Source organism: Enterococcus sp. AZ179, from assembly GCF_050498885.1.
Classification (GTDB): domain Bacteria; phylum Bacillota; class Bacilli; order Lactobacillales; family Enterococcaceae; genus Enterococcus_D; species Enterococcus_D entomosocium.
Window position 1 is genome coordinate 2174677 of sequence record NZ_JBMHEO010000001.1, and the last position, 14585, is coordinate 2189261.

Here is a 14585-nt window from a genome sequence, read left to right on the forward strand (position 1 = left end):
TAGAAAACTTGGAGGAAATATAAATGAAATGGATACCGCGGTTAAATAAACCTTTCAGGATAAAAAAAGATTTATCTATTTTTATGTTAGATGGCATCCAAACGCTAAATATCTGGATGCGAGATGAAAAGATTTGGTGTAATCCGTTCGGTTTAAAAAAGGAAAATAAAATCAGAACAATGGTAGAGGATAAGGAATGGATGTACTTATTTGAGTATAAGGATGAAGAATTCACAGCAAATAATTTAAGTCATGCTTACACTCGATTTTTAGATGAATCTTGGGGAAATCACTACGTGAAGTATCTCGAAGAGCTAGGATTTAAGAGCATGTCTATTGATGCAGTCGAAGACATAAAAGAAATCGAAGAGGATGAATACTACAAACTCATACAAAAATTAGAGAATGGGTCTTTGTTTCAAATCGAAGTCTGGGAAAACGAAGATGGATCATATCAGGGACTGGCGCAAGAAGTTCATACAGTCAATTAACGACAGAAATAGCAAACTAGAAAGGAAGATAACAAATGAGAATTTTTGAAATTAATGACCCGTATTTTGCAATTGTAGCAGCTGAAAATGAAGGGAAATGTATGGAATTTTATGAAGAAGTAGTGTGTGACGTAGAAGACAAAGAGGACTTTATGGCTAGTATGAAAGAACTTGAGACGACAGTTGCCATTACAAAAGTTGCAAATACAGTGAGTGAAGAGACAAATGAGCCAGTAGGTCTTCATGAGGCAGGTAATCAGGTTTTTAGTTGCATTAATGACAATGAATCAACGTTATTGGCTCTCGATGGGGCTTTAGTTTAGTCCGTTATCCACCAAAATAGTGGAATAGGGGGGAGGATTTGTATATGACAAAAAAAGAACGATTAACCTACTCAGGAGAACCATTCACTCTAGGTAAATGGGGCGACAGTATTTACCTAAAAGAAGCAAGAAATGGAAAATACTGCACTGAAATTAGGGAATTCATTCCACAACCACATGAAGCCCAAAATGCAGAGTACATGATGTTTTGCCATGGCTTACAACCAGAACTAACCAGAGATGAGTTAAACGAGTTTGCCTTGAAAATCCTGAGTTTTACTGGGTATTTCGATAAGTAGAAATTGAGTCGGTTATCCGACGAAATAGCAGAAAGCGAGGAATGAATGTGAGTGAAATGAATGACTTCAGAGATTACGTTGAGGAGCAACAGCATCTTTGCTACGGAGTTGAAGGCGGAACGCCGGGAGTACATGGCAGTTTAGCAAGGCAATATGACTTTTTGCTTGAAACCATTGATACCTATCAGGAAATTGAACAACCGCAACTCAGCGAGAATCAGCAGATTGTGTTGGAGCGTTTGAAAGAAATGATGGTTAGTTTTGATCTATGCAATGCAATTCATCGATTGGAACGCGCCGAAGATTGGGGATATTCAAAAGAACCATACGATATCGCTTATGAGTCACTAAACGATAAACAGCGACGTCAAGTTGTTCAAGAGGCTTGTCAATGGGCGCAGGGACAGGAGGAATGAACGTGATTAAACCGAACACTATATTTCTTGAGGGTAGAAAAATTGGAACGTACAGAAAAATGAGGACGGCCGGGACAGGTCACATTAATTTCAGTGGATTTGAGCCATACGAGGAAAGACCGGATGGAAAAAAACGTTATAGAGTATTACTACCTATTCGCTTTAGTAGCTACAAGTATAATTATTTAACTGCTACGGGCATTCACGGGATGACTGATTTATTGTGTATGGTGCCACAACTCACAGAAAGTGAGATCAGGAGGCTTGATCCAAGATTGATGGCGCTTGCGACACCTGTGGAGGAGGCAGAGTGATGGAGAAAATAAATGATAAACAACAGATGTTATTAGATGATTTAAAACATGTATATAGCTGGCAACATAGTTGTGCTTGGGATCTATTTTACTATTTGGTTGATAGTGATAGGTCTATGTTTGAAGACGATACAATACGTAATTTTCAGAGCTTGTCTGATGATGAATCTCTTAAAGTCCTAATTATTTTCAGTCAATGGGTCTTATCACCAAAAGATTAATTCCGCAATCGTCAGCGATAGCGAAAAAAAGACCCACTAGGAGTCTTCTTTTGGAATTATTGAAATTCCTTGTGTTTTCAGATCGACTGCAACACGTTCAGTCACTCTGACCATAAATTGTTGCTTAAGAATTTCAGAAAATTCATCAGAATACTCATTTATGTAAATACTCAGTTGTTTCAGAAATTCGTTAGGATCATCGCTTAATTCGATGACTCGTAATGGATACATCATTTCATTAACAGCATCAATGACGGCTATTGGAACAACTGAGTTTAGATCAACAGTAATTTTCATACGATCGCCTCCTATGGCGATTATATCATGGACGGAGGGATAAGATGCTTGGATTATTCAAGAAAAAAGTTGAGTACGTAGAAGTCACAAGAAATACATTTGATAAATATAATAAAGCTATTTTAGGAGGAAACTTGAGTTTGGAATTGGGTTACTGCCGGTTATTCGAGCATTCAGGGCTAGGGATAACTATTTACGTAGTCATCAATACATCACACGAAGACACCGCTAATTTTTGGCGGAAAAGTCTTGAAAGTCAAGGACTGGAACAGTGCGGTGACAGAAATTATTTCAAAAAAGTTATGCATTTAAAGGAATTTGATGACTTCATTTCTGAGACGTTTGATAAACAGGAGGGATAAGATGGTACCAAAATATAGATGTTGGTTTAAAAATAGCGGAATACAAGCTGCTCAGATGGTTGAATGGGACAAATTGAAAGAGTTCGTAGGTTTAGGACGTTTGTTTGATGATAGTAAGAAATCAACCTTATTTACCCTCATGCAGTCCACTGGCTTGAAAGACAAGAACGGCGTGGATATTTTTGAAGGCGACGTTGTAAAAGTATCTGACGGGGGCAACGAAGAAGACAGCTACACCAGTGTGGTTAAGAATTATGCGGACGAGGGTTACCCAGCCTTTGATATTGAAGCTCCCAGCTCGTGGTATTACGAAAACAACGTTTTGTCTACAATTATGGGGGGAGATTACGAGACAATCGAAGTTATCGGGAATGTTTGGGAGAACCCAAACCTGCTGGAGCAAGCCAATGAAAACTAGCCAAGCAATCATCATAATACTGCTGACGATCGCTGGTCTAAGTTGGCTATCCTATACAATTGTGGACCAGCAGAAACAGATTGAGCAGTTACATGAACAGCTGCAGCATGAGCAGATGAAGTACAAGATTATTATCAATGATCCGCTAGTGCGAGATGCGATGGAAAGCGGAGGATAAATGATGGACTTTGCAGTAGCGTTTTTTCTCGCAGTCGTAGCGACAGTGGTTGCAAGTGTGATTTTTGGTAAGGAAGATAATGAGGAGGGCAATAAAATGAAAGACAGACAATTTATTTGTATCGATAGTTTTGAAAGCGAAGGGCGCTATTGCTTGGTTGGCGAAGTATACACCGCATATAAGATTGATGGCGGTTATAAATTGGTGTTTGAGAATGGGGAAATGAATTTTACGGATGACTTATTTGAACGAACTCTGAAAGCTTGGGAAGGCGTTCTTGTCGAGGAGGGCGAGTGATTGGATTTGAAAGCTGCTGGCTCGTATGCTTATGATTTCTCTCACGGAATGCTGCTAGAATACGTATGGCAGCGACTGATCGAGAGTGAGTTTGGAACAAGAAAAAAATACAGCGAAGAAGAAATTGAAGAGTTCGTCAGAGATTATATGGAGGTCGAGTAAATGTGTGAGTACTGTAAACCCGATCCAAGGAATAGGGAAACTTTGTATAGATCTGATTATCTGTGGTCAGGACGTACCGACTGTGTGGAAGTTGGAGTGAATGGCAATACAATGCATGTTACAGCTGAAGTTGATAATGCGGGTTACACGGCAGAGTTTGATATTACCTTCTGCCCTATGTGTGGGACCAATTTAATTGAGGAGGGCAAGTGATTGGAGAAATGGCGTGTTGAACGAGTCAAGGCAGTGTTGAAAGATTACCGAGATACGGATAAGTACGTCAGGAAGCTTGAAGAAGAGATTCGGGTTCCGTATCGGGAAGAGGATATAAATGGAGATATCAAGGGGACTAGAAGTGATAGTGATACAATGTTCGGCACATTGTGGACTATCGAGACGGATAAACAGATTCGGCGGTTGAAACGCAATAAGCAGATTGTACAAGAACTTCTCGATGAGTGCGGCAGTGACACCGAGACGATCATTCGAGAGTTGTATATCAAACGATTTCCGCAATACACGATGCAAGGGCTGGTTGATAGTTTCCAGATAAAGTGTGGTAAAACCAAAGCGTTTGAATATCGGAACAGATTTTTCGAAGAGTTAGACAAGATGCTTGATATATGAACGATTTGCGGAATTTTAGGCACTAAAAACGTGGTAAATTAGTATTATCAGATATCGCCCACAAGCACAACGGCATTCAACCTCCTTTTGATACGTAAAAATTATTCTGTGGGCGATAGTCACTGTGGCGGAAAGGGTAGACGCTTAGACCGTAAGATAAAGTACTCCTCGGTTATGGGAACGACGTGATTAATAAGCTAGGTCGGGAACGTGAATGAAGTAGCGTACCAGTCGGAAATATAATCTTTATCATGCAAGGTTCGATTCCTTGCCAGTGACTCTAAATGCCTATGATGGTTACGATCACCGAAAAAGATCGTGAAGAAGCTATACGGTGCTACATACGGCAATGTAGTAAGTGTGCTATCTGTACACCACCAAGCTTCGGTCACTGTGGCGGAAGTAGAAGACGCTTGGTTGTATCAATATTTTTAGGGGCGACCAACAAAGGAACTAGCCAATCTTTTGTGGTATTGATACGTGAGTGGGGCAGTACCACTCCAGTGACATTGAGATTGGACAGTAAGCACGTGGCAATCAGCCACCGAATTATCCCGGGGCTTTTGTTGGATAAACAATCTCAAAACACGGGAATTAGTCCCAGAAAAATAAGCATGCAGAGGGTAGCTCCCTCAAGTTGGTATATAGTTTAAAGGGAAAACAGTCGTCAGAATGCGGAGGATGTCGGTTCGAGTCCGACTATGCCAGTAGGGTTCACAGTAATCCCTAAAAACTGATAGAACCCCGCACACCTCTTAGCAATGTGTCCCAAGCGGGGACGTACATATCGAAGTCACTCATTGCGAGTGGCTTTTTATTTTGAGGAGGAATGGAAATGGTACAAGAACAGATTTTAAAAGGTGAAGTTGCTTACTTAAGAAGTCTTTCAAGTCGTGCTGATGTTAACCTAGATGAAATTGCACAAGTAAGAAACAAATTGAGCAAAAAGGTTAAAGGTATGAAATTGGATCAAGCGATTGAGCAGCATGCACGTACGGTACATGCATTTTAAACAGCGTAGCTAGTCTACGCAATACATAGAACGAAGCGAGGTGGCAGACATAAACTGGACGGAACAAGAAATTGATAGGCTGAAAGCTTTAGTCGGTGAGGGTAAGACAAATAAAGATATAGCGATTATATTATCAAATGAATTCGGCAGAGAGTTTACCTATCACAGCGTTAGGCATAAAGCTAGACGTTCGAGTGTGACTACGCCGCCTCGCAACATAGATGGTCAGTCAATTAGTGAGAACAAGCGGTACAACATTGATGGCACTATTTCTCAAGCCGAATTCGATGTGAAGATGGCTTTCTACCAGAAGGACAGGAAAACGCCAGAAGATATCCTTAAGTACAAGGGCTATGATCCACAAGAGTGGGAAATATCTCAAGTAACCACTAATGAGTGGACGACCACAACAGCGGATATCCAGAAATGGAATCAGCAGTTGAAGTTTGTGGTGAAGCCAAAGCATAAGGCATTTAACACATCTGCCTTTACCGAATCAATCGAGCCAGTAAAGCTAACCGCAATCAAGACGGGTGACAGAAACCTATTCATCGGTTTGGCTGATTGGCATTTTGGTATCACTAAGCTAGAGGATTTGCAAGATAAGCTAGCGAGAATGATTGAAGTTATCTCAAAAGGCTATAAGCAGATTGTTATTGGTCAGCTAGGAGATTTATTCCATAGCAGCCAAATTAAGAAGTCGGTCACGATGGCTGGCACACAGTTAGATGACGTGGACATGGTTAAAGCGATTAAAGACGCTCGCTCCTTTTTTGATGTATTGATTACTGAGTGTGTGAGACATTCGAAGCTAGTGACTGTGGAACACGCTGAAGGGAACCATAGTGGATCCATCGAGTACATGTTTCTCTTATACCTAGAAGCCAAGTACCCAGACATCCAAGTGCATGCACATAATAAATACCGACAAGCGTTCATGTTGGATAACGTGGCGATCATGATTACTCATGGGCAGTATGGCAAGCGGAAGGATTTGCCGATGTTATTTGCTACTGAGTTTAGCGATATGTGGAGTAATGCAACTACACGGGAGATAATCACTGGTCATTTCCACACGCAACAGACGAACGACTATCAAGGTGTGATCCATCGTCAGTTAGGGACCATTAAGCCGAATGACAGCTATGAGATTGAGAATGGTTGGACGATGGGCAAGAAGGTGTTGCAGTTGTTTGAATATGATAGCGAAAGGCTGAGGGTGACGTATGACATTTAAGGTAAGATATCTTTTGCTCAGATTGCAAATGAAATGGCATTACTATGTTACTCATGATATGGACAAATGGGAAGAACTTTGGAAAAAGAAGAATCGCATGAAAAAGCGTATGGCGTCTAAAGGTCAAGAAGTCTATGTAGTCGTTAAAATGGGATTCAAAGCCAGAGCGGTATGCAATAATCCGTTATCACAACCGGAACTTAAGTTATTCGGAGATATAGCAGGCATCCATTCAATAATGGAAAATGAAAAAGATGCTATACGGACAGCGGAGCAATTAAATGAACAAAATTCTATTTATCAATATGAAGTCCGTGAATGTGAGTTGAGGTGAATTATGACATCTAAAAATAAAACTTTCTATGTATACGTGAGTTGCTTAAGCGATATTTACTTTTTAGATGAATATGACGAAGAAGTCACTTCGAGAGTTTGCCCTATGTGTGGAGATTCAGATGACTATATTGGATCTTTTGATAATGTAGAAGATCTCGTTAAAGAGGCTTGCTACGATGACTGGTATTGCTTTAGAGAAGACTATGTGCGTGAGTCTTGGAATGAGCATATTAAATCCAAAGGAGGAAATAATAATGAATAAAGAAAATAGTGGTGGCTTGGGTTTCTTGAGTATCCTGACATTAATTTTTGTCGTTGCTAAATTATTTGGAGTAATTGCTTGGAGTTGGTGGTTAGTATTTACTCCAGTTCTAATTGGAGTTGGACTAACAATACTGATTTTAATCATTGCGGTGATTGCAGCCGCAGTTAGTGACTGATATGCATTACTATTACATCCAACTATCAGTAGGAATACTAAGTCATAAGAATATCCGACAAGCGGAGTTGAAACCAAAGCACACGTTGCTTGAATGCCATGAGCAATTTAGTGACGAGTATATCGATCGGCATAGGTTGATATACATTGGGCATGGCTGGAAGAGTGACTCGCATATTATGGAGAGATTAAGGAGGTATGGAATGTGAATGAAGAAAAACGAATTATGTTGAGAAATGCGTTTAGCGCTTTCGAGCAATTAGACTTAAGTGAAGTCCAATCGATAAATCTTGAATTGGTTGAGTACGATGACTTTACTAATAAATTAGCCCTTGAAGTTGTATACTCACAAGAAAATAAAGAAAAGGACAAAGAGTATCATATTCACACAGGGGTAAATAAAGCATCTGAACTAAACATTGCTATTAATGGCAAAGAAATTGCCGGCCGTATTCTTGCTAAGTCAGGAGATGCTCGCATATGAAATTCTTTGAAGCATTATTAACGGTTGATGTAGAACCTGAATTCGCTGAAGCGTATAAGAAGGCGATTGAAGGCGAGAACGAAAGATACTTTACTGAGAACCCTATCCTGGATAAAGAGGGCAAGCTGATTAGCAATGAGATTAAACCAGTATGGAGTGGGAACTATGTGAATGTGAATACCGATTATATCAGATCAGTAGCAATTTGTTGGTTATCTATTGCAGTAGTATCCCGAACTCAAACAAACGTTGAAGAATTTATTAAACAGTATGAGCGAGAGGGAGCAACGCTAGTTAAGAAGAACTTTTAGAAAGAAGGTGAGGTTGCATGACAGAAAATGACAAATACAAACCTACACCAGCTGAGAAAAAACTATTAGAAGTCTTATTGAACGCTGAGAATGTCGGTAAATCTGTTCAAGAGTTGTGTAATCTCGCTGGTGTTAGTCGAAATAAGTACTATGATGCAATGAAGAAACAAGAATTTGTCGATTTGGTAAATAAAACGACTATGGAGCTAATCAAAGGGAAAGCCGCTAACGTTCTGAATGCGGCGTATAACTTTGCTTTAACAGAGAAAGGCCATCAGGACAGAAAAATGATTCTTACGATAGCCGGTATATACGCTGAGAAACAAGAAACTAAGATTACTGGTGATATGAAAGTGAGCAATCCTTTTGCTAATCTTTCCGAAGAAGAATTGCGAAAGTTGGCGAATTTATAGCTATAAACCTACCATGTACTACCTAAATGTGTTACAATATATATGAGGTGGTAATATGGAAAAATGGAAAGATGTTTCGGGTTACGAAGGATTATACCAAGTCAGCAATTTAGGAAGAATCAAAAGCGTAGAAAGATATCGAGACAATCACGGAAAACCGCAAATTGTTCATGAGAAAATTAAAAATACAAGAATGAAAAATAGCGGATATTTAATGACAGATTTGTATAAAAATAATAAATCAAAATCTGTCATGGTTCATAGGATTGTAGCGAGTGCTTTCTTGCCTAATGGAGAAGGAAAAGAAACAGTTAATCACAAAGACGGTAACAAACTTAATAATAATGTTGAAAATTTAGAATGGAGTTCTTTCTCTGAACAAAACAAGCATTTTTACAAAAAAGGATTAAAATCAAAAGAAAATATAAAAAAAGCAGTAAAAGCAATGAACGGAAAAACAGCGAGAAAAGTAATGTGTGTAGAAACAAATGAAATTTTTAATTCTCTTTCAGATGCTAGTTTATATAGCAAGGGAGACAGAAAAGGCGTGCCTCTAATTGTAAGGAGTGCCAAAACAAAAACGACTACTGCTTATGGGTATCATTGGAAGTATGTAGATTAGAAAGAGGGTGATGGGGTGCAAATTAATGAGATAGTAGTTAAAGGAGCAAAGATCGAACTTGCAAAGCGCAGGTTCTTTTTTTATTGCAATTTAATCATGCCGAAGTTTTACGATATACAACGTGAATACTTAATGAATTTATGTGACAATTTGCAAAATTTCTTGAATGACGATGAACATGATGTCCTAATTATTAATTTGCCTCCGTAGCTTAGACATGGAAAAAGTTTAACGCTTGGACGGTTTGTTGAATGGGTATTAGGAAATGATCACAGCAAGAAAATCATGACTGGTTCATATAACGAAACACTATCAACCGTATTTTCCAAGAATGTGAGAAACACGATCCAAGAGATAAAGGCCGACAAAGATATGATTGTGTACGCCGACATATTCGACGCAAAAATCAAATATGGTGATGGCGCAATGAATCTTTGGAGTTTGGAAGATGGCTATAATAACTACCTGGCTACATCGCCTACTGGTACAGCTACTGGTTTTGGTGCAGATATCATCATCATTGATGACGTAATCAAGAATGCAGATGAAGCCAACAACGCTGCAGTCCTTGATAAACATTGGGAGTGGTTTGTAAATACCATGCTATCTCGCCTTGAGAGCAACGGTAAGATCATTATCAACATGACTAGATGGCATAGCAATGATTTGGCGGGTAGAGCATTAAAAGAACTCCCTCTTAGCGGATATAAGGTTAAGCATATCAACTTTCAAGCGTACGATGAAAAGAACGATCGGATGCTTTGTGAAGACGTCCTTTCCTATGCGGATTATCAGCGTAAGGTCAAAACAATGGGTGCCGACATCGCAAGTGCCAACTACCAACAAGAACCTATCGACATTAAAGGGAGATTGTACGGAGAGTTCAAGACTTACAGCAACAGATCCAACTATAAGAAGATTTGGCATTATTGTGATACTGCCGATACTGGTAAGGACTACCTTTGTTCGATCGTTTGGGGAGAAACGCTAGATGGCTATCAAGATGTTTTAGACGTTATCTATACGCAACAACCTATGGAATACACGGAGAGTGCAGTTGCAAATCAGTTGATTAACTTCAAAGTGAATACATCACGTATCGAGCGCAACAACGGCGGTCGGTCTTTTGCTCGTTCGGTAAGAGAGAAAGTAAAAGGGAAATGCGCAGCTGCAATATCCGATTTCTTTCAAAGCGCCAATAAAGAAGCGAGAATCTATTCCAACAGCCACTGGATTGAACAATATGTGCGGATGCCTAGTGATTGGAGAACAAGATTTCCTGATTACTACAAGGCAATGACTACATACCAACGAGAAGGAAAAAACAAACATGACGATGCTCCAGATGCTACAACAGGCATCGCCGAAACGATGAGCATGAACACAACAGAAAAAATAGATGTCATGAAGACGATCGACACATTCAAAAAACTAGGATTGTAGAGGTGATACAGTGGAACAGAATATTCAGCTTTTAGGGCATAAGCGATTTGATGAGGAAGCGAACCTTGTTTATAAGGTGCCGGTTAGTCAGTTGCCGAAAATAGACATGCTAGATAAGCGGACAGAAAAAATAAGCGAGTGCATCGACTTCAAGCATGAAGACATGTGGAAAACGATTGTCGGTTTTATCAGGCATCATCGTGAGAAACAAGTACCTAGATTAAAAGAGCTAAAGCGATACTTAAACGCTGACAATAACATCAAGCGGCGCCCAAGCAAGCCAGATGGCAGAGCAGACAATCGGATAGCGAGTGATTTCGCAAACTTTATCGTGTCGTTCAAGCAAGGCGTCTTGCTAGGTAATCCGATTAGTTATAACGGTGATCGAGTTATTGTTGAACGAATCAATCGGTTTGCTAGTGAATCCAATGAGGACTACCACAATCAGTTGATGAGCCGTGATGCTTTTGGTTTAGGGCGTGCTTATGAGTGGGTTGGGCGTGATGAATATGGCAAAGAAACGATAGCTAAATTTGATGCGGAACAAACATTTGTGATTTACGACAATACTAAAGACAGAAATTCCATCTGCGGGGTTCACTACTTTGTTGAGAAGTTCTTGGACAAGTCATTCACTCGGATTGAGTTATACACAAACTGTGGATATAACTATTACTTCACGGCTAAAGATGATGATTTAGAGAATGCTGTACTTGATGAAGGCGGAGCTGTTCAAAACTATTTTGACGCTGTGCAAATCAATGAATGGCCAAACAACGAAGAACGAACGAGCGACTTTGAGCATGTGATGGATTCCATCGATGCATACGACCTTTCTCGATCAGAGATGGCTAACTTCCAACAAGATTCATCGGAAGCTTACTTGGTGATTAAAGGTAACCCTGATACAGCAGACGACCAGGAAGGCGACAACAGCAAATTAGCAGTATTCCAAGCTATGATGCAAGCTAGAATGCTTGTATTAGGGGATAAGAAGATTTACGACAACAACGTTGCAGGTGCTGAACCTGATGCATACTACCTTAAGAAAGAGTATGACGTTGCAGGAATGGAAGCTAATGACAGTCGAACAGTTGCAGATATTTTGCGCTTCACATCTCTTATTGATTTTACTGATGAGAACATCGGGTCCAACCAGTCGGGTATTGGATTCCGTTTCAAGGGTTGGGGATCAGACAACGATCGCAAGAATAAGGAACGGATGGTCAAAAAAGCTATCATGCGCCGTCTACGGTTGCTCACACACTCTTGGAGCATTAAAGAGGGACTGGATGGATTGGATAAACCACGAGGCTTGATTGATACAGTCAAAGCCTTTTTTGCTTCTGATGAAAAACAACAAGAGCAGCTATACAACAAAGTAAACGAGATCCAAATTCAATTTACGCCAAACGTACCGCAATCTGACGAAGAAATCATGAGCGTTATCGCTGGAATGGTTGGCATCGTATCAGATCAAACGTTGTGCGAAATGGCTGAGCGATTAACTGGTGTTCCGTTTGAAGAAGAACTGAAGCGATTGAAGAAACAAGCTGGTTCTGGCGTGTTTGATAGTGACAAAGAAACTGATACGGAGGTTGAAGAAGATGAATCTCAAACAACAGATGATGAGCCAGTATCAGAAGAAGGATAGCGAAAAAATCAAAGATGCTATCGCTGAAGCGATGAAGATTGGCAAAAAAGAAGTCCTGTACGGCAAAGACGTTGTCACAGATGATATCCGCAAAGAGTTTCAAGATGGCGGCTTTAGTGTTGAGGATTACGAGGATAAACATTCGATTGATGCAAAAATTGAGTTAGTCAGATTTTCTTGGTAGGGAGGTAGTATCATGGAGTTTAATCAAAACGAACCAGTTACAGAGGAGGTAATTAATGCGTTGAAAAACGCAAGTTTCATGACTTTTGCCGAAGAAGAAAAAATCGCCATAAGTAAAAATGAATATAAAGACTTGTTGGCAACAAAAGGCAAAGCAGAAGTTCTTGAACAAATTTTATCGAACCTCGGATATTTAGATCGTGACGTTAATATTGCAACGGAATTTTAGCCATTCTGGAATTAAAAGGAGTGATTAAGTGAAATCACAAGATTACTTCATCAAGCGGGAAAAAGCTTGGCAAGAGCAACAGATTAAAGATGACAAGAAGCGCATGAACGAAATCAAGAAGCGTCTGCAGTACGCACAGGATGCGATACAGAAAGAGATAGACGCACAGTGGGATAGTTTTTCCGACGGACAGAAAATCACTCGTAGTGAAGCGATGAAGCGTGCTGACGAAATGGATGTAAAAGCATTTGCTCGCAAGGCTAAGAAGTATGTTAAAGAAAAAGACTTCTCTCCAACAGCAAATAAGGAATTAAAGCTATACAATCTTACGATGCGTGTTAATCGATTGGAATTGCTAAAGGCGAATATCGGACTTGAACTGGTTGCTATGTTCAACGATATGGACAAGTATTTCTCAGGAGAGCTTACTAGCGCTGGTTTGAAAGAATTGCAACGTCAAGCGGGCATCTTAGAAATGACGATCGCTAAAAGCGGTTATGCCAAATTAGTGGAGCAAGTGATAAACAGCTCGTTTCGAGCGGATGGATTCGCAACGTTTAGCGAACGGCTTTGGATGTACCAAGCGGAGCTGAAAGCAGATTTGGATAAGTTGTTTGTTCGAAGTGTGACGATGGGCAGAAACCCTAAACAGTTGGCATCTGAATTAACGAGATTCCTTACTGAGAAAGGTAGAGAGAACACTCGATTCAATACTGAGCGTTTGATGGTAACTGAAACGACTAGAGTACAGATTGGTATCCAAGAGCGAAGCTATCGTGATGCTGATATTACAAAGTACACATTCATTTCTGAGCCGACTGCTTGTAAGCTGTGTTTGCCCCTGAATGGCAAAGTATTTGATGTTGATGAAATGGAGCCAGGAACAAATGCTGCTCCGATGCATCCGTTTTGTCGTTGCTCAACCGCACCATACGTTGATCGTGATGCATTTGAGAAGTCGCTTAAAGAAAGAGGGTTATAACAATGGAGAAAGATTCGTTTCAAGTTATATCTGACAGATTTTTAGAAACGGCATACGGGAAAAGCAAAGAAGAAATATTGCATTTGTATCAAAACGATGCTCAATTTAAAGAAGACTATGATGCCGTTAAACAGCACTTAATTGATGTCTTAGAACCAATTGTAAAAGAAGTGTATGAAGCTGCTAGAAAGGTTATTGAGCCTGTTGTGCAATCAATAACCGAATTGGTTCAGTCTAACCCAGAGCACTTCAAAGCTTTGCAAAACAATATGAATCAAAGTATGTTTCAAAGTGCTTCTATGTAGAGGTGAGCTCTATGACATTCACTGATTATAAAGACGAAGACGGTGACATCATAATCACGGCTAAAGAGCGGTTGCCAAGTGGCATGACTGTGCAAATCGAATTTTGCCTTTATGATTTGTACAATATTGCGGTTGCGAATGTTTACCTGAATGTGTATCACAAGCGTAAGCAGATTAGTGACAATACTTTGCACCAGACTGGCAAAGACGGCATCTATCCTTTTGTGTGGGCTGTAAGAAAGATTAGGGAATTTGAGGAATACGCCAAGCATTCATTGAGCAACCCTCTCCCCACTTACATTCAAGTCCATTGGGAAGATAATCGAAGAGCAAGGATATATAAAAGATTTTTGCAACGTGAAGGTTTTGAGATCAGAAACTTCGGTATCGGGAATCAATTATACAAATATATTGAAACGGATTAAGACAGTCGCTAGCCCATTCGCTAACGACTTTTTATTATGCCTTCTTACTGCTTACAGGCACTAAAGAGAAAGCTGTTCCGACTGACTGGCGTAACTAGTTAAATT

The 14585-nt window shown here is 39.9% G+C and carries 28 protein-coding genes, 1 tRNA gene and 1 pseudogene; 29 read left to right on the top strand and 1 reads right to left on the bottom strand.

Features of this window, described 5'->3' with window-relative positions; translation table 11 throughout:
- Nucleotides 1–23 precede the first annotated feature (23 nt).
- Genes IGI88_RS10245 through IGI88_RS10270 form a run of 6 tightly spaced genes read left to right on the top strand, consistent with a single transcriptional unit; the run spans nt 24 to nt 2064 of the window.
- A complete protein-coding gene (locus IGI88_RS10245) occupies nt 24–491 on the top strand; it encodes a hypothetical protein (RefSeq protein WP_429960416.1) in 468 nt (155 codons plus the stop codon).
- A gap of 35 nt (nt 492–526) precedes the next feature.
- Nucleotides 527–814 (top strand): hypothetical protein, encoded by a 288-nt coding sequence (locus tag IGI88_RS10250; protein ID WP_074934617.1) that lies wholly within the window; start codon nt 527–529, stop codon nt 812–814.
- Between the two features lie 44 nt (nt 815–858).
- Nucleotides 859–1113, top strand: coding sequence for a hypothetical protein (locus IGI88_RS10255; protein ID WP_429960417.1), 255 nt, complete (start codon nt 859–861; stop codon nt 1111–1113).
- A 47-nt stretch (nt 1114–1160) separates the two neighbouring features.
- The gene (locus IGI88_RS10260; protein WP_429960418.1) at nt 1161–1529 is read left to right on the top strand and encodes a hypothetical protein; all 369 of its coding nucleotides are present in this window, start codon (nt 1161–1163) and stop codon (nt 1527–1529) included.
- A 2-nt stretch (nt 1530–1531) separates the two neighbouring features.
- Complete coding sequence (locus IGI88_RS10265) at nt 1532–1843, top strand: hypothetical protein (protein WP_429960419.1); 312 nt, start codon at nt 1532–1534, stop codon at nt 1841–1843.
- On the top strand, nt 1843–2064 hold the full coding sequence (locus tag IGI88_RS10270; RefSeq protein WP_429960420.1) for a hypothetical protein: 222 nt from the start codon (nt 1843–1845) through the stop codon (nt 2062–2064). Before IGI88_RS10265 ends, IGI88_RS10270 begins: the two co-directional genes overlap by 1 nt.
- A gap of 36 nt (nt 2065–2100) precedes the next feature.
- On the opposite strand, the gene IGI88_RS10275 is transcribed toward IGI88_RS10270, so the two are convergent.
- Nucleotides 2101–2361, bottom strand: coding sequence for a hypothetical protein (locus IGI88_RS10275; protein WP_131732160.1), 261 nt, complete (start codon nt 2359–2361; stop codon nt 2101–2103).
- Between the two features lie 44 nt (nt 2362–2405).
- On the opposite strand from IGI88_RS10275, the gene IGI88_RS10280 reads away from it, so the two are divergent.
- The 23 genes and pseudogenes from IGI88_RS10280 (at nt 2406) to IGI88_RS10390 (ending at nt 14480) form a co-directional block, all read left to right on the top strand.
- Nucleotides 2406–2723, top strand: a complete 318-nt coding sequence (locus IGI88_RS10280) for a hypothetical protein (RefSeq protein ID WP_413137459.1) — start codon at nt 2406–2408, stop codon at nt 2721–2723.
- 1 nt (nt 2724) lies between these two features.
- On the top strand, nt 2725–3141 hold the full coding sequence (locus IGI88_RS10285; RefSeq protein ID WP_429960421.1) for a YopX family protein: 417 nt from the start codon (nt 2725–2727) through the stop codon (nt 3139–3141).
- Entirely contained in the window at nt 3131–3319 is a 189-nt protein-coding gene (locus tag IGI88_RS10290) for a hypothetical protein (RefSeq protein WP_429960422.1), read from the top strand. The genes IGI88_RS10285 and IGI88_RS10290 overlap by 11 nt, the downstream gene beginning before the upstream one ends.
- A 3-nt stretch (nt 3320–3322) precedes the next feature.
- The gene (locus tag IGI88_RS10295; protein ID WP_429960423.1) at nt 3323–3616 is read left to right on the top strand and encodes a hypothetical protein; all 294 of its coding nucleotides are present in this window, start codon (nt 3323–3325) and stop codon (nt 3614–3616) included.
- Nucleotides 3617–3778, top strand: a complete 162-nt coding sequence (locus IGI88_RS10300; RefSeq protein ID WP_175496514.1) for a hypothetical protein — start codon at nt 3617–3619, stop codon at nt 3776–3778.
- 213 nt (nt 3779–3991) lie between these two features.
- Nucleotides 3992–4405 carry an integrase gene (locus IGI88_RS10305; protein WP_429960424.1) on the top strand — a complete coding sequence of 138 codons (414 nt, stop codon included), beginning with the start codon at nt 3992–3994 and terminating at the stop codon, nt 4403–4405.
- A 638-nt stretch (nt 4406–5043) separates the two neighbouring features.
- Nucleotides 5044–5113, top strand: a tRNA-Ser gene (locus IGI88_RS10310).
- A 127-nt stretch (nt 5114–5240) separates the two neighbouring features.
- Nucleotides 5241–5417 (top strand): hypothetical protein, encoded by a 177-nt coding sequence (locus IGI88_RS10315; RefSeq protein WP_429960425.1) that lies wholly within the window; start codon nt 5241–5243, stop codon nt 5415–5417.
- A gap of 40 nt (nt 5418–5457) precedes the next feature.
- On the top strand, nt 5458–6654 hold the full coding sequence (locus IGI88_RS10320) for a helix-turn-helix domain-containing protein (RefSeq protein WP_429960426.1): 1197 nt from the start codon (nt 5458–5460) through the stop codon (nt 6652–6654).
- Complete coding sequence (locus IGI88_RS10325; RefSeq protein ID WP_429960427.1) at nt 6644–6988, top strand: hypothetical protein; 345 nt, start codon at nt 6644–6646, stop codon at nt 6986–6988. Before IGI88_RS10320 ends, IGI88_RS10325 begins: the two co-directional genes overlap by 11 nt.
- A 3-nt stretch (nt 6989–6991) precedes the next feature.
- Complete coding sequence (locus IGI88_RS10330) at nt 6992–7252, top strand: hypothetical protein (protein ID WP_429960428.1); 261 nt, start codon at nt 6992–6994, stop codon at nt 7250–7252.
- Entirely contained in the window at nt 7245–7430 is a 186-nt protein-coding gene (locus IGI88_RS10335) for a hypothetical protein (protein WP_429960429.1), read from the top strand. Before IGI88_RS10330 ends, IGI88_RS10335 begins: the two co-directional genes overlap by 8 nt.
- Before the next feature lie 204 nt (nt 7431–7634).
- The gene (locus tag IGI88_RS10340) at nt 7635–7913 is read left to right on the top strand and encodes a hypothetical protein (RefSeq protein WP_429960430.1); all 279 of its coding nucleotides are present in this window, start codon (nt 7635–7637) and stop codon (nt 7911–7913) included.
- Nucleotides 7910–8224 (top strand): hypothetical protein, encoded by a 315-nt coding sequence (locus IGI88_RS10345; protein ID WP_429960431.1) that lies wholly within the window; start codon nt 7910–7912, stop codon nt 8222–8224. Before IGI88_RS10340 ends, IGI88_RS10345 begins: the two co-directional genes overlap by 4 nt.
- Before the next feature lie 17 nt (nt 8225–8241).
- Complete coding sequence (locus IGI88_RS10350) at nt 8242–8637, top strand: phBC6A51 family helix-turn-helix protein (protein ID WP_429960432.1); 396 nt, start codon at nt 8242–8244, stop codon at nt 8635–8637.
- A gap of 55 nt (nt 8638–8692) precedes the next feature.
- The gene (locus tag IGI88_RS10355) at nt 8693–9259 is read left to right on the top strand and encodes an NUMOD4 domain-containing protein (protein ID WP_429960433.1); all 567 of its coding nucleotides are present in this window, start codon (nt 8693–8695) and stop codon (nt 9257–9259) included.
- 96 nt (nt 9260–9355) lie between these two features.
- Nucleotides 9356–10702, top strand: a pseudogene (gene terL / locus IGI88_RS10360) (phage terminase large subunit).
- 10 nt (nt 10703–10712) lie between these two features.
- Nucleotides 10713–12356 (top strand): phage portal protein, encoded by a 1644-nt coding sequence (locus IGI88_RS10365; protein WP_429960434.1) that lies wholly within the window; start codon nt 10713–10715, stop codon nt 12354–12356.
- On the top strand, nt 12310–12540 hold the full coding sequence (locus IGI88_RS10370) for a hypothetical protein (RefSeq protein ID WP_429960435.1): 231 nt from the start codon (nt 12310–12312) through the stop codon (nt 12538–12540). Before IGI88_RS10365 ends, IGI88_RS10370 begins: the two co-directional genes overlap by 47 nt.
- A gap of 12 nt (nt 12541–12552) precedes the next feature.
- Entirely contained in the window at nt 12553–12768 is a 216-nt protein-coding gene (locus IGI88_RS10375; RefSeq protein ID WP_429960436.1) for a hypothetical protein, read from the top strand.
- A gap of 28 nt (nt 12769–12796) precedes the next feature.
- Nucleotides 12797–13750 (top strand): minor capsid protein, encoded by a 954-nt coding sequence (locus IGI88_RS10380; protein WP_429960437.1) that lies wholly within the window; start codon nt 12797–12799, stop codon nt 13748–13750.
- 2 nt (nt 13751–13752) lie between these two features.
- Nucleotides 13753–14055, top strand: a complete 303-nt coding sequence (locus tag IGI88_RS10385; protein ID WP_429960438.1) for a hypothetical protein — start codon at nt 13753–13755, stop codon at nt 14053–14055.
- 11 nt (nt 14056–14066) lie between these two features.
- Nucleotides 14067–14480: a hypothetical protein gene (locus IGI88_RS10390; protein WP_429960439.1), complete on the top strand. Its 414-nt coding sequence runs from the start codon at nt 14067–14069 to the stop codon at nt 14478–14480.
- The last annotated feature ends 105 nt before the right edge of the window (nt 14481–14585 follow it).

Bases quoted from the DNA above. Each gene is read 5' to 3' on its own strand.
- IGI88_RS10245 (WP_429960416.1), top strand. From the start codon at position 24: ATGAAATGGATACCGCGGTTAAATAAACCTTTCAGGATAAAAAAAGAT.
- IGI88_RS10250 (WP_074934617.1), top strand. From the start codon at position 527: ATGAGAATTTTTGAAATTAATGACCCGTATTTTGCAATTGTAGCAGCT.
- IGI88_RS10255 (WP_429960417.1), top strand. From the start codon at position 859: ATGACAAAAAAAGAACGATTAACCTACTCAGGAGAACCATTCACTCTA.
- IGI88_RS10270 (WP_429960420.1), top strand. From the start codon at position 1,843: ATGGAGAAAATAAATGATAAACAACAGATGTTATTAGATGATTTAAAA.
- IGI88_RS10275 (WP_131732160.1), bottom strand. From the start codon at position 2,361: ATGAAAATTACTGTTGATCTAAACTCAGTTGTTCCAATAGCCGTCATT.
- IGI88_RS10280 (WP_413137459.1), top strand. From the start codon at position 2,406: ATGCTTGGATTATTCAAGAAAAAAGTTGAGTACGTAGAAGTCACAAGA.
- IGI88_RS10285 (WP_429960421.1), top strand. From the start codon at position 2,725: ATGGTACCAAAATATAGATGTTGGTTTAAAAATAGCGGAATACAAGCT.
- IGI88_RS10290 (WP_429960422.1), top strand. From the start codon at position 3,131: ATGAAAACTAGCCAAGCAATCATCATAATACTGCTGACGATCGCTGGT.
- IGI88_RS10295 (WP_429960423.1), top strand. From the start codon at position 3,323: ATGGACTTTGCAGTAGCGTTTTTTCTCGCAGTCGTAGCGACAGTGGTT.
- IGI88_RS10315 (WP_429960425.1), top strand. From the start codon at position 5,241: ATGGTACAAGAACAGATTTTAAAAGGTGAAGTTGCTTACTTAAGAAGT.
- IGI88_RS10325 (WP_429960427.1), top strand. From the start codon at position 6,644: ATGACATTTAAGGTAAGATATCTTTTGCTCAGATTGCAAATGAAATGG.
- IGI88_RS10330 (WP_429960428.1), top strand. From the start codon at position 6,992: ATGACATCTAAAAATAAAACTTTCTATGTATACGTGAGTTGCTTAAGC.
- IGI88_RS10335 (WP_429960429.1), top strand. From the start codon at position 7,245: ATGAATAAAGAAAATAGTGGTGGCTTGGGTTTCTTGAGTATCCTGACA.
- IGI88_RS10345 (WP_429960431.1), top strand. From the start codon at position 7,910: ATGAAATTCTTTGAAGCATTATTAACGGTTGATGTAGAACCTGAATTC.
- IGI88_RS10350 (WP_429960432.1), top strand. From the start codon at position 8,242: ATGACAGAAAATGACAAATACAAACCTACACCAGCTGAGAAAAAACTA.
- IGI88_RS10355 (WP_429960433.1), top strand. From the start codon at position 8,693: ATGGAAAAATGGAAAGATGTTTCGGGTTACGAAGGATTATACCAAGTC.
- IGI88_RS10370 (WP_429960435.1), top strand. From the start codon at position 12,310: ATGAATCTCAAACAACAGATGATGAGCCAGTATCAGAAGAAGGATAGC.
- IGI88_RS10375 (WP_429960436.1), top strand. From the start codon at position 12,553: ATGGAGTTTAATCAAAACGAACCAGTTACAGAGGAGGTAATTAATGCG.
- IGI88_RS10385 (WP_429960438.1), top strand. From the start codon at position 13,753: ATGGAGAAAGATTCGTTTCAAGTTATATCTGACAGATTTTTAGAAACG.
- IGI88_RS10390 (WP_429960439.1), top strand. From the start codon at position 14,067: ATGACATTCACTGATTATAAAGACGAAGACGGTGACATCATAATCACG.